This window comes from Kribbella aluminosa, from assembly GCF_017876295.1.
GTDB lineage: Bacteria > Actinomycetota > Actinomycetes > Propionibacteriales > Kribbellaceae > Kribbella > Kribbella aluminosa.
In genome coordinates this window covers 1,986,479-1,998,693 of sequence record NZ_JAGINT010000002.1, presented here as the reverse complement: position 1 = coordinate 1,998,693, position 12,215 = coordinate 1,986,479, and the positions used below count along the sequence as shown (strand labels likewise).

At 68.8% G+C, this 12,215-nt stretch carries 11 protein-coding genes; 8 read left to right on the top strand and 3 right to left on the bottom strand.

Going from position 1 to position 12,215, the window contains the following annotated elements:
- Positions 1–16: 16 nt before the first annotated feature.
- The gene (locus JOF29_RS30855; RefSeq protein WP_209697914.1) at positions 17–1,198 is read left to right on the top strand and encodes an amidohydrolase; all 1,182 of its coding nucleotides are present in this window, start codon (positions 17–19) and stop codon (positions 1,196–1,198) included.
- A 249-nt stretch (positions 1,199–1,447) separates the two neighbouring features.
- On the opposite strand, the gene JOF29_RS30850 is transcribed toward JOF29_RS30855, so the two are convergent.
- Positions 1,448–3,022, bottom strand: a complete 1,575-nt coding sequence (locus tag JOF29_RS30850; RefSeq protein ID WP_209697913.1) for an acyl-CoA mutase large subunit family protein — start codon at positions 3,020–3,022, stop codon at positions 1,448–1,450.
- Between the two features lie 301 nt (positions 3,023–3,323).
- On the opposite strand from JOF29_RS30850, the gene JOF29_RS30845 reads away from it, so the two are divergent.
- Complete coding sequence (locus JOF29_RS30845; RefSeq protein WP_209697912.1) at positions 3,324–4,448, top strand: glycosyltransferase family 4 protein; 1,125 nt, start codon at positions 3,324–3,326, stop codon at positions 4,446–4,448.
- Complete coding sequence (locus JOF29_RS30840; RefSeq protein WP_209697911.1) at positions 4,445–5,653, top strand: glycosyltransferase; 1,209 nt, start codon at positions 4,445–4,447, stop codon at positions 5,651–5,653. Before JOF29_RS30845 ends, JOF29_RS30840 begins: the two co-directional genes overlap by 4 nt.
- 108 nt (positions 5,654–5,761) lie before the next feature.
- Here the strand turns inward: JOF29_RS30840 and JOF29_RS30835 are convergent, their stop codons facing one another.
- Complete coding sequence (locus tag JOF29_RS30835) at positions 5,762–6,571, bottom strand: MBL fold metallo-hydrolase (protein WP_209697910.1); 810 nt, start codon at positions 6,569–6,571, stop codon at positions 5,762–5,764.
- Between the two features lie 230 nt (positions 6,572–6,801).
- On the opposite strand from JOF29_RS30835, the gene sdhC reads away from it, so the two are divergent.
- From sdhC to JOF29_RS30810, 5 genes are all read left to right on the top strand, one after another.
- Positions 6,802–7,179 (top strand): succinate dehydrogenase, cytochrome b556 subunit, encoded by a 378-nt coding sequence (sdhC, locus tag JOF29_RS30830; RefSeq protein WP_209697909.1) that lies wholly within the window; start codon positions 6,802–6,804, stop codon positions 7,177–7,179.
- Position 7,180: 1 nt separating this feature from the next.
- On the top strand, positions 7,181–7,648 hold the full coding sequence (locus tag JOF29_RS30825) for a succinate dehydrogenase hydrophobic membrane anchor subunit (RefSeq protein WP_209697908.1): 468 nt from the start codon (positions 7,181–7,183) through the stop codon (positions 7,646–7,648).
- Positions 7,649–7,656: 8 nt separating this feature from the next.
- Positions 7,657–9,399, top strand: a complete 1,743-nt coding sequence (gene sdhA, locus JOF29_RS30820; RefSeq protein WP_209697907.1) for a succinate dehydrogenase flavoprotein subunit — start codon at positions 7,657–7,659, stop codon at positions 9,397–9,399.
- A complete protein-coding gene (locus JOF29_RS30815; RefSeq protein ID WP_209697906.1) occupies positions 9,399–10,103 on the top strand; it encodes a succinate dehydrogenase iron-sulfur subunit in 705 nt (234 codons plus the stop codon). Before sdhA ends, JOF29_RS30815 begins: the two co-directional genes overlap by 1 nt.
- A gap of 129 nt (positions 10,104–10,232) precedes the next feature.
- Positions 10,233–11,345, top strand: a complete 1,113-nt coding sequence (locus tag JOF29_RS30810; RefSeq protein ID WP_209697905.1) for a WD40/YVTN/BNR-like repeat-containing protein — start codon at positions 10,233–10,235, stop codon at positions 11,343–11,345.
- A gap of 333 nt (positions 11,346–11,678) precedes the next feature.
- Here JOF29_RS30810 and JOF29_RS30805 read toward each other — a convergent pair whose 3' ends face one another.
- The gene (locus tag JOF29_RS30805; protein WP_307863773.1) at positions 11,679–12,092 is read right to left on the bottom strand and encodes a DUF2000 family protein; all 414 of its coding nucleotides are present in this window, start codon (positions 12,090–12,092) and stop codon (positions 11,679–11,681) included.
- Positions 12,093–12,215 lie beyond the last annotated feature (123 nt).

Genomic DNA, 12,215 nt, shown 5'->3' with positions numbered 1-12,215 from the left:
GTGTCACAATCTCGGGATGAGTCATCAGTTGCTGGTCGCCGACGTCCTGGCGCGGGTCGAGGCGGTGCGCGAGGACATGGTCGCCGTACGCCGTGACCTGCACGCGCACCCCGAGCTCGGGTGGCACGAAGTACGGACGACCGAACTGCTCGAGAAGCAACTGGTCCGCGCCGGGCTGTCGCCGCGGGTGCTGCCGACCGGGACCGGGCTGATCTGCGACATCGGCGCGGGCGACTCCTGCGTCGCGCTGCGCGCCGACATCGACGCGCTCCCGGTGCCGGACGCCGTCGAGGCGCCGTGGCGGTCGACCATCGACGGCGTGGCGCACGCGTGCGGGCACGACGTACACACGTCCGCTTTGCTCGGGGCGGCTCTGGTACTGGCCGGGATGGCGCGCGACGGGCAGCTGGACCGGCGCGTCCGGGTCATCTTCCAGCCGGCCGAGGAGGTCATGCCCGGCGGCGCCCTCGGGGTGATCGCGGCGGGCGGGCTGGACGGCGTACGCCGGATCTACGGCCTGCACTGCGACCCGCGGCTGCAGGTCGGCCAGGTCGGGCTCCGGGTCGGGGCTTTGACCGCCGCTGCCGACAAGCTGCTGGTGCGGTTGACAGGGCCGGGTGGTCACACGTCTCGTCCGCATCTGACGGCTGATCTGGTCTATGCACTCGCGATCCTGGTGTCGGAGCTCCCCGCCGCCCTGTCCCGCCGCGTCGACCCGCGCGCCGGCATGTCCCTCGTCTGGGGCCGCATCACCTCCGGCTCCGCCGCCAACGCCATCCCATCCCGCGGCGAGGCCGAAGGCACCCTGCGCTGCCTCGACGCCAACGCCTGGCGCCTCGCCGAGGAACTCCTCCCGGAACTCGCCGCTCAGCTCGTCGCGCCGTACGGCGTAGAGGTCGACACCGAGGTCACCCACGGCGTACCACCCGTCATGAACGACACCACCGCGATCAGCGTCCTGCAGAACGCCGTCCAGCAGACCCTCGGCACCAGCGCCCTCGCCCCCACCGACCAGAGCCTCGGCGGCGAAGACTTCGCCTGGTACCTCGAACACGTCCCCGGCGCCATGGCCCGCCTAGGCGTCCGCCCACCCACCCAAGAATCAGCCGCCGACCTCCACACCCCCGGCTTCACCCCTTCCGAAGAAGCCATCACCCTAGGCACCACCCTCCTCACCTCGACAGCCCTCCTCGACTGACGCGACGGAGCAGTGGACCCGCCCGGACAGTACATTCCGTGACGAAGGCACCACCTTCAGCTGCCCTCGCCTGCTGTTGTCGCCGTTGAGCACACGCTCAACGAGAGTGGATCTACTGAGCCTCTGGGACTCCAAGCTCGGCATACCAAGAGGCGATCTGCGGGTCATGCAGGCAAAACTTCGGGAAACTGGGCCGAACAGCCCCCGAACGGCGGGTTTTGCCTGCGTGGCCGTCCACCGGGACACCGCTCAGAAGGTGTCGGCGGGGATGTAGGTGCCCCAGACCTCGCGGAGGGTGTTGCTGACTTCGCCTACAGTGGCTCGGGATTTTAGGGCTTGTTTCATCGGGTAGAGGCAGTTTTCGTTGCCTTGGGCAGCTTTCTTGAGGGCGGCGAGGGACTCGTCGACGGCGGCCTGGTCGCGGGTGGCGCGGAGGGAGGTGAGGCGGGCTACCTGCTGGGCTTCGATGGCCGGGTCGACCCGGAGGGGTTCGTACGGTTCCTCGTCGGCGATCTTGAACTTGTTCATGCCGACGACGACGCGTTCGACCGAGTCGATCTGCTGGGCGATCCGGTACGCCGAGCGTTCGATCTCCTGCTTCTGGAAGCCCTGCTCGATCGCGGCGACCGCGCCGCCGTACTCCTCGATCTGGTCCATGAGTTCGACCGCGGCGGCCTCGACCTCGTCGGTCAGCGACTCGACGACGTACGAGCCGGCGAAGGGGTCGACGGTCGCGGTCACGTCGGTCTCGTAGGCGAGGACCTGCTGGGTGCGGAGCGCGAGGCGGGCGGCCTTCTCGGTCGGGAGCGCGATGGCCTCGTCGTACGAGTTGGTGTGCAGCGACTGGGTGCCGCCGAGGACCGCGGCGAGGCCCTGGATCGCGACGCGGACGAGGTTGACCTCGGGCTGCTGGGCGGTCAGCTGTACGCCGGCCGTCTGGGTGTGGAAGCGCAACATCAGCGACTTCGGATTCGTGGCGCCGAAGACGTCCCGCATCACCCGCGCCCAGATCCGCCGCGCCGCCCGGAACTTCGCGACCTCCTCGAGCAGCGTCGTCCGGGCGACGAAGAAGAACGACAGCCGCGGCGCGAACTCGTCGACGTCCAGCCCGGACGCGATCGCGGCCCGCACGTACTCGATCCCGTTCGCCAAGGTGAACCCGATCTCCTGCGCGGGCGTCGCGCCGGCCTCGGCCATGTGGTAGCCGGAGATCGAGATCGTGTTCCACTTCGGCAGCTCGGCATGGCAGTACGCGAAGATGTCGCTGATCAGCCGCAGCGACTCCTTCGGCGGGTAGATGTAGGTGCCGCGGGCGATGTACTCCTTCAGTACGTCGTTCTGGATCGTGCCGGTGAGCTTGTCACCGGCGACGCCCTGCTCCTCCGCGACCAACTGGTACAGCAGCAGCAGGACGGATCCCGGCGCGTTGATCGTCATCGACGTCGACACCTGGTCGAGCGGGATCTTGTCGAACAGCACCCGCATGTCGTCGATCGAGTCGATCGCCACCCCGACCTTGCCGACCTCGCCGTGCGCGATCGGGGCGTCGGAGTCGTACCCCATCTGGGTCGGCAGGTCGAACGCGACGGACAGGCCCATCGTCCCATGGTCGATCAGCTGGTGGTACCGCTGGTTCGACTCGGCCGCGGTGCCGAACCCGGCGTACTGGCGCATCGTCCACGGCCGCTGGGTGTACATCGTCGGGTACACGCCCCGGGTGTATGGGTACTGCCCCGGCTCGCCGAGCTTGGCCGCCGGGTCGAACCCGTCCAGCGGCCCGTACACCGGCGCGAACTCGAACCCCGACTCGCTGCGATGACTCATCCCCCCAAGGTATTCCGAACCACCGCCGCACTGGTATGACCTCCGGCACTCCGGGTCACGCGTCCCGACCGAACCCGAGCGCCGCCGGGGACAGATGGTCATACAGATCACACGCCAGGTCAGGGCGTCGGCGAGAGCCTGGTCCGCGACCGCGATCCCCAGAGTTCGCATACGACTAACCAAGCACAGCTCGGTGGCCATCTGGAGGACACTTCAAGGCCCTGCAGCCGTCGACAGGGCATCGACGCCGTGTCACGAGAGTGTCGCCCAGGGTTCATGAGCGGTGAGGAACCTTCGAGATGTGCGAATCGTGATGGTGGCCGAGACCTTCCTGCCGCAGATCAATGGCGTGGCGAACACGGCTCGCCACGTCGCCGACCGGCTCCGCGCCCGCGGGCACGACCTGCTGATCATCGCCCCCGGACCGGGCCCCGACACGTACGGCGACGTACCGGTGCTGCGGGCCCGGAGCTTCCGGACGCCGGGGTACAAGGAGTACCCGGTCGGCCTGCCGGACCCGTCGATCGAGCGCGCGATGGCCGACTTCAAGCCGGACCTCGTGCACCTCGCGTCGCCGTTCATCATCGGCGCGTACGGGCTGCGCGCGGCGCGGAAACTCGGCGTACCGACGGTCGCGATCTTCCAGACCGACATCGCCGGCTTCGCCCGCCAGTACCCCTGGTACGCCGCCGCGGACCGCGGGATCTGGCGCTGGGTGAGCCGGACCCACTCCCGCGCCGACCGCACCCTCGCGCCCTCGACCTCAGCCGTCGACGCGCTGGTGCAGCGCGGGGTACCTCGGGTGTACCGATGGGGCCGCGGTGTGAACCTCGACCTGTTCGACCCGGCGAACCGCGACGAGGACTGGCGCCGGGAGATCTCCCCGGACGGCAAACCGATCGTCGGGTACGTCGGCCGGCTGGCCGCGGAGAAGAAGGTCCGGCGGCTCGCGGAGCTGACCGGGCTGGACTGCCGGATCGTGGTCGTCGGCGACGGCCCGGACCGCGCGTCCCTGGAGAACGCGTTGCCGACGGCAACCTTTCTCGGAATGCGCCGGGGCGCCGACCTGGCGTCGATCTTCGCAGGGCTGGACGTGTTCGTACACACCGGTGAACACGAGACGTTCTGCCAGACGATCCAGGAGGCGCAGGCCTCCGGCGTCGCCACCGTCGGCCCGGCCGCGGGCGGCCCGCTCGACCTGATCCACCCCGGCGAGAACGGTCTGCTCTTCGAACCCGGCAAGCCCGGCTCGCTGCGGAACGCCGTACAGACGCTGCTGGACCACCCGACGGCGCGCGGCCGGATGGCGGCGAGCGGCCTGCAGCGGGTGCAGTCCCGGACCTGGCCGGCCGTCGTCGACGACCTCGTCGACCGCCACTACGCCGAAGTACTCCGGGACGCCGCCGCGGTCCGGCGCGTCGCATGACAGGGCTCCGGATCGCGCAGCTCGCGAACTTCGTCGGGCCGACGTCCGGCGGGATGCGGACCGCGATCGAGCACGTCGGTCAGGGGTACGTCGAGGCCGGCGCCGAGCGGATCGTGATCACGCCCGGCGAGAAGGACGTCGTGGTCGAGACCGAGCTCGGCACCGTGGTCCGGGTGAAGGCCCCGAAGGTGAGCGGCGGGTACCGGTTGATCACCAACCCGTGGACCGTGATCGACATCCTGAAGAAGTTCCAGCCGACCACGGTCGAGATCTCCGACAAGTCGACGCTGCTCCCGGTCGCCCGCTGGGCCCGGCGGAACGACATCGGCACGGTCCTGTTCAGCCACGAACGCCTGGACGCGATGCTCGCCCTGGGCGCCGCGCGGCCGGGTCAGCTCGGCGGGAACGACGTACTGCGGCCCGGCCGGATGCTCGGCGGGGCGAACCTGCGCCAGGTGTGGTGGGGCGCCGACGGCGTGAAGTACAGCCAGCTGCACATGGTCGCCACCGTCGCCGCGCTGTACAAGATCCTCGGCCGGACGTACGACGCGGTCGTGGTGACCTCGCGCTACGCGGCGGCCGAGTTCGACGAGGTGACGACGCCGCTGGTGCGGATCCCGCTCGGGGTCGACCTCGACACGTTCCACCCGTCGCTGGGCGAACCGGCCCAGGACGGCGTACTGAAGCTCGTCCACGCCGGGCGGCTGTCCCGGGAGAAGAGTCCGCACCTCGCGGTCGCCACGGCGGCCGAGCTGCACCGCCGCGGCGTGAACCTGCGGATGGACGTGTACGGCACCGGCCCGCACCTCGACGAACTGCAGGAGATCGCCGCTGACGCGCCGGTCCACTTCCACGGGTACGTCGACGGCCGCCGTACCCTCGCCAAGCACCTCGCGGAGGCCGACATCGCGCTGTCCGTCTGCCCCGGCGAAACCTTCGGCCTCGCCGTCCTCGAAGCCCTCGCCGCCGGCACCCCGGTGGTCACCGCGAACACCGGCGGCGCCCGCGAACTGGTCGACGAAACCTGCGGCCGCTGGGCCCCCGCCAACCCCACCGACCTCGCCGACGCAGTCCTGTCACTCGCCAACCTCCCCGGCCGCCGCTCGGCGGCCCGCCGCCGGGCCGAGCTCTACACCTGGCAAACCTGCACCGACCGCCTCCTGACGCTCCACAGCCGCCTCGCCCGCTCGCGCCTCGCGGCCTGAGCTGTACCGAAGGACGGGCAGTAGTCCTGCTCAGCGGCGATCGGCGCTGAACGCTGAGCGTGCGCTCCTGTCGGCGACGGCACCACTGCCCGTCGGTCGGTACGCATCTCACGTCAGGTGGTCGAAGTCCCCTCGGACCCAGGCGGCGTGCCGGTCGGCGGAGCGGCGTACGACTGCCTTCGCGTCGACCGGGATCGAGGCGCCGAAGTTGTTGTAGAGGCGGTCGTACTCGAACGGGTCCAGCGAGCGGGCGACCCGGTCGACGACCGCGCCGGACAGTGGAATGCGGTTCGGGTAGCTCCGCATGAAGCTGACCGAGGTGCGGTCCGGGTTGGCGAAGATCGTGTCGCCGGACAGGATCACTCCCTTGCCGTCGGCACCGTTCGCCCAGTGCACGACCGCGCTGCCCGGGAAGTGGCCGCCGGGTTGCAGGACGGTCACGCCGGGTAGCGGGGTGAGCTGACCGGACCAGGTCCGGATTACCGCGTCCTGGCGGGCGACCCACTCCTTGTCGGCCTCCGCGACGTACACCGGCACGTCGCCCAGGCGATGGCTCCACTCGACCTGGACGCCGTACATGTGCGGGTGGCTGGCGACGATCGCGACCACCTCGCCGAGATCCCGCACCCGGCGGACGGCGTCGTCGTCCAGGTAGCCGATCGGGTCCCAGAGCAGGTTGCCGTCGGTCGTTGTCAACAGCATCGACTGCTGGCCGATCCCGACCGGCGGCTTCGAGCGGATGCCGTACAGGCCCGGCTCGACCTCGTCGATCGTGACCTCGGTACCGGCCAGTTCGTCGAGCGTCGTCCAGTGCTGCCCGTCGGCGGGCACCCACTGCCGCTCGTCCTCGCAGATCGCGCACACCTCGACCTGCTCGGAGTGCTCGACCGCACAGGTCGCACAAATCCAGAAACTCACCGTGTTGTTCCCCTCTTGAGTCATGCCACGCTCATCCGTCATGTTCATAGGCAACGAACTCAAGTCAAGTTGAAGTCAAGCCCGGAGTCGAGGGCCACTCGCGGCCCAGGCGGATGGGCCACCGACGCGACGGATCTCACACCTGTAAGGACCTTTCGGCCGGTACGGCGGGATTAGCATCGAATCGACCTGGATTCCGCCAGGTTCTTCGGGTCCGATCGGAGGACGGTTTGCCCAGCAAACCAGCCGGCACGCTCTACCGCGGCCGGGAGGGCATGTGGTCATGGGTCGCGCACCGGATCACCGGTGTCGGGATCTTCTTCTTCCTGCTGGTGCACGTGCTGGACACCGCGCTGGTCCGGGTCTCGCCGCACGCGTACAACGAGGTGATCGGCACCTACAAGAACCCGGTCATCGGACTCCTCGAGGTCGGCCTGGTTGCGGCGATCCTGTTCCATGCGTTCAACGGCATCCGGCTGATCCTGGTGGACTTCTGGGCCAAGGGCCCGCGCTACCAGCGGCAGCTGATGATCGGCGTCGGAGTGCTCTGGGTCGTGCTGTTCGTCCCGTTCGTCATCCGGCATCTGACCCACGTGTTCGGAGGCTGAGATGCCAGAATCCACTCCAGCCATCGCGGCTCCCCGGTCGAGCAGCCGATCGAGAAACCTGAAGGGCGGCGGCCGGAACCGCTCCGGCCAGACCAACTTCGAGCTCTACAGCTGGCTGTTCATGCGGCTGTCCGGACTCGCCCTGGTGATCCTGGTGCTCGGGCACCTGTTCGTGAACCTGATGCTCGGCGGCGGGATCACCGCGCTGGACTTCGGCTTCGTGGCCGGCAAGTGGGCCAACCCGCTGTGGCAGGTCTGGGACCTGCTGATGCTGTGGCTGGCGATGCTGCACGGCTCGAACGGCCTGCGCACGATCATCAACGACTACGCCGAGAAGGACCAGACCCGGTTCTGGCTGAAGGCCCTGCTGATCACCGCCGCGGTCGTGGTCGTGGTCCTCGGCACCCTGGTGATCTTCACCTTCGACCCCTGCCTCGACCCCAACTCCACGTTGTCGGTCTGCAAATAAAGGACGTCATGCAACAGCATCAGTACGACGTGATCATCGTCGGCGCCGGTGGAGCCGGAATGCGCGCGGCCCTCGAGTCGAGCAAGCGGACCCGGACCGCCGTACTCACCAAGCTCTACCCGACTCGCTCGCACACCGGCGCGGCCCAGGGCGGCATGTGCGCCGCGCTGGCGAACGTCGAGGAGGACAACTGGGAGTGGCACACCTTCGACACCGTCAAGGGCGGTGACTTCCTGGTCGACCAGGACGCGGCCGAGGTGATGTGCAAGGAGGCCGTCGACGCGGTCCTCGACCTGGAGAAGATGGGCCTCCCCTTCAACCGGACGGCCGAGGGCAAGATCGACCAGCGGTTCTTCGGCGGGCACACCCGCAACCACGGCGAGGCCGTCGTACGGCGCTCCTGCTTCGCCGCCGACCGTACCGGTCACATGATCCTGCAGACGCTGTACCAGCAGTGCATCAAGCAGAACGTCGAGTTCTTCAACGAGTACTACGTTCTCGACCTGCTGATGACCGACGGCAAGGCGAGCGGCGTGGTCGCGTACGAGCTGGCCACCGGCGAGCTGCACGTGTTCTCGGCCAAGTCGGTGATCTTCGCGTCCGGCGGTTTCGGCAAGGTCTTCCGTACGACGTCCAACGCGCACACGCTCACCGGCGACGGGATGGGCATCGTCTGGCGCAAGGGGCTTCCGCTGGAGGACATGGAGTTCTTCCAGTTCCACCCGACCGGCCTGGCGGGTCTCGGCGTACTGCTGTCGGAGGCGGCCCGTGGTGAGGGCGGCATCCTGCGGAACGCGGACAACGAACGCTTCATGGAGCGGTACGCGCCGACCGTGAAGGACCTCGCGCCGCGCGACATGGTGGCCCGGGCGATGGCGAACGAAGTACGCGAAGGTCGTGGCTGCGGGCCCGACAAGGCGTACGTGATGCTCGACCTGACCCACCTGGAGCCCGCGCACATCGACGCGAAGCTCCCGGACATCACCGAGTTCGCGCGGACGTACCTGGGCGTCGAGCCGTACACCGAGCAGATCCCGGTGTTCCCGACCGCGCACTACGCGATGGGCGGCATCCCGACCAACATCAAGGGCGAGGCGCTGGCCAACAACGACGACGTGATCCCCGGCCTGTACGCCGCAGGCGAGGTCGCGTGCGTCTCCGTGCACGGTGCGAACCGGCTGGGTACCAACTCGCTGCTGGACATCAACGTGTTCGGGCGGCGCGCGGGGATCGCCGCCGCGGAGTACGCCGAGACCGCGTCGTTCGAGGAGCTGCCTTCCGAGCCGGAAAAGTACGTCGTCGACCTGGTCGAGGGCCTGCGGAACTCCACCGGTGCGGAGCGGATCGCGGCGATCCGCTCCGACCTGCAGGCGACGATGGACCTGAACGCGCAGGTGTACCGGACCGAGGGCTCGCTCAAGCAGGCGCTGGTCGACCTCGAGGCGCTCAAGCTCCGGTTCGCGAACGTCGCCGTACAGGACAAGGGCAAGCGGTTCAACACCGACCTGCTCGAGGCCGTCGAGCTGGGCTTCCTGCTCGACCTGGCCGAGGTGCTGGTGGCCGGCGCGCTGGCCCGCAAGGAGTCCCGCGGCGGGCACTTCCGCGAGGACTACGCGACCCGCGACGACGTGAACTTCATGCGGCACACGATGGCGTACCGCGAGATCGATGCCGAGGGCAACGTCAACATCCGGCTGGACTACAAGCCGGTCGTGCAGACCCGCTACAAGCCGATGGAGCGCAAGTACTGATGGACGTCAGGGTCAAGATCCTCCGGTACAACCCCGAGGTGTTGGACGAGGCGGAGTGGAAGACGTACTCCGTCACGCTGGAGCCGACCGACCGGGTGCTGGACGCGCTGCACAAGATCAAGTGGGAGCAGGACGGCACGCTGACGTTCCGCCGGTCCTGCGCGCACGGCGTCTGCGGCTCGGACGCGATGCGGATCAACGGCCGGAACCGGCTCGCCTGCAAGACGCTGATCAAGGACCTGAACCCGGACAAGGAGATCACCGTCGAGCCGATCAAGGGGCTCGCGGTGCTCAAGGACCTGGTCGTCGACATGGACCCGTTCTTCGAGGCGTACCGCTCGGTGATGCCGTTCCTGGTCACCGACGGTCACGAGCCGACCCGGGAGCGGATCCAGTCGCAGGCCGACCGGGACCGCTTCGACGACACCACGAAGTGCATCCTGTGCGCGGCGTGTACGACGTCCTGCCCGGTGTTCTGGTCGGACGGGCAGTACTTCGGCCCGCAGGCGATCGTCGGCGCGCACCGGTTCATCTTCGACAGCCGCGACGAGGGCACCGAGCAGCGGCTGGAGATCCTGAACGACAAGGAAGGCGTCTGGCGCTGCCGGACCACCTTCAACTGCACCGAGGCCTGCCCCCGCGGCATCGAGGTCACCAAGGCGATCCAGGAAGTCAAACGAGCGCTCATTTTCCGTCGGGTGTGAGGGTAAGCCTCCTCCCAGGTAAGATTCTGCCGCCGACCTGACCCTGCCGTGCGGGGGAGATCTCTGCCTTGGGGGGTGACAGTGGAGCCGCGCCTGCGTGAGCTGTCCGACCGCTTCTACCGTCGCTCGGTGGAGCTGTTGGAACGCTGCGGCCTGCCCCGGAGCATGCCGCCGATCCTGGTCGTCGGGGTGCTCGCGGCGGTGACGTCGATCGTCGTCGCCGTACTGCACCTGTCGACGCCCGAGGCGGTGGCGGACAAACCGCCGGCGGTCTCGCCCGCTGTCGCCGGGCCTCCCGGCACCGCGGTGGTGACCTCGGCGCGCGCCCAGGTGCTGTCGATGACGATGGCCACCAGGAACCGCTGGGCGGCCGGCTGGTCGGACTGCACCACCGGCCCGGGCTGCAAGTACGCCGCCGTGATCGACCGCGACGGCGTCCGCGCCACCGCACCGTCCTGGCCGGTGCCGTACGTGACCCTGCAGACCGGCACCGAGGCGATCGCGGTCGCGCCGCCGCTCGAGGGCACGCTGGACGGCAGCGCGTCGATGATGTTCCGGCTGACGTACGACGGCCCGCAGCTCACCAAGCTCCGGTACCGGGTGCCGACCACGACGTTCTCGCAGGGCGAGGTGCTGTCCGACCAGATCGTGCCGGGCCGGATCGCGGTGGTGAACCCGCAGGACTCGACGGTCCGGATCCTCCAGGGCCGCGGCACCCGCTCCCCGATCTGCGACGGCACCGGGCGCTGCTGGATGCTCAGCGGGATCGGCCGTACCGACATCGTCTGGACCGACGACGGCGGCAAGACGTGGGGCGCGCAGTCGCTCGACACCCGCAACCAGCTCGGCGGGCTCGCGGTCAGCCCCGACGGTCAGACGCTGGTCAGCACCACGGTGGTCGTCACCGGCAGCGGGCAGCAGGTCGCGAAGATGGCGATCTCCACGGACCGCGGCAACCACTGGACCCCCGTGCAGAACCCACCGGCCAGCCTGAGCACGTCACCGGTCGCCTTCGACGACGGTACGGCGATGATGATCGGCGGGGCTTCCGGGGACCGGCCGCGGGTGTACCGGATCAGCGAGGGCGCCGCGAAACTCAACGGCGGCTACCCCGGCGACCTGGCCGACCTCTCCGGCGACCAGCACCTCCTCTACGGCCCCGAGGTCCCGAAACGCCGCACCACCGGGGTGGTCCTGAGCACCGACAACGGCGCCACCTGGACGAAGTTCGCCCCTCGCTAGCCTGCCGTACCCGAAACTCGAGCACCAACCCGTGCGCCCCATCCCCGGGTGGCGCGGGTGGCCCGTGCTCGGCGGTTCCGCGCCGAGCGTCGCCACCTTGCCGTAAGCAATCGATTGCCGGCAACACGGTCCTTCCGCTCACCGACCCACTCGACCACTCGGCCCACTCGGGCCGATACCTTGGGCACGGGTCAACCAGATTTCGCCTCGGAATGTGGTTGGTGGGTTCTCAAGGTTGGGTTCTGATCAGCTCCACGCCAAGGTGCGGCCGGGGGGCCGGCCATGCACGGGCGGAGTTGTGACACGGGTTTCCGGCTCGAGGTGCTGATTCACTCAGTGGTGCTTGGTGGCGCCTTTGAGGGTCTTGTCGACGGCGTTCTTCGGGCCGTAGACGGCGATGCCGACCAGGTCGAGCTCGGCGGTCGGGACGGCGCGGACCGCGGCCCGGTTGTCGTGGTCGTTGCCGGTGGCGAACAGGTCCTGGGTGAAGACCGAGTGCTCGATGCCGCGACCGAGGGCGCGTTCGTGAGCGGTGGTCATGAACTCCTTGGACCCCTCGAACACCATCACCGGCTGCCGGAACATCGGCAGATAGCTGGTGCCGTCCGCGTCTTCGTAGGGCTCACCAATGATCTCGGGGTGCGTCCCGGCGATCCCACTGACCAGGAACGCCGTCACGTTCAACCGCTGCCAGACGGCCAGATCGTCCCGCAGCAGCACGGCAATCTTCGTCTCGAACTTTTCCACCACTTGATGGTCCTGCGCGGGTCTGCCGCTGGTCTTGTACGTTCTTAACCTGGTCCTGCACGCACGCAGAAGTGCCCATTCGGCGGCGAAATCGGGGCCGTCGAGGGACTTGTGCATGCGCGC

Coding starts and splice junctions, on each gene's coding strand:
- JOF29_RS30855 (WP_209697914.1), top strand. CDS start 17: ATGAGTCATCAGTTGCTGGTCGCCGACGTCCTGGCGCGGGTCGAGGCG.
- JOF29_RS30850 (WP_209697913.1), bottom strand. CDS start 3,022: ATGAGTCATCGCAGCGAGTCGGGGTTCGAGTTCGCGCCGGTGTACGGG.
- JOF29_RS30840 (WP_209697911.1), top strand. CDS start 4,445: ATGACAGGGCTCCGGATCGCGCAGCTCGCGAACTTCGTCGGGCCGACG.
- JOF29_RS30825 (WP_209697908.1), top strand. CDS start 7,181: ATGCCAGAATCCACTCCAGCCATCGCGGCTCCCCGGTCGAGCAGCCGA.
- sdhA (WP_209697907.1), top strand. CDS start 7,657: ATGCAACAGCATCAGTACGACGTGATCATCGTCGGCGCCGGTGGAGCC.
- JOF29_RS30815 (WP_209697906.1), top strand. CDS start 9,399: ATGGACGTCAGGGTCAAGATCCTCCGGTACAACCCCGAGGTGTTGGAC.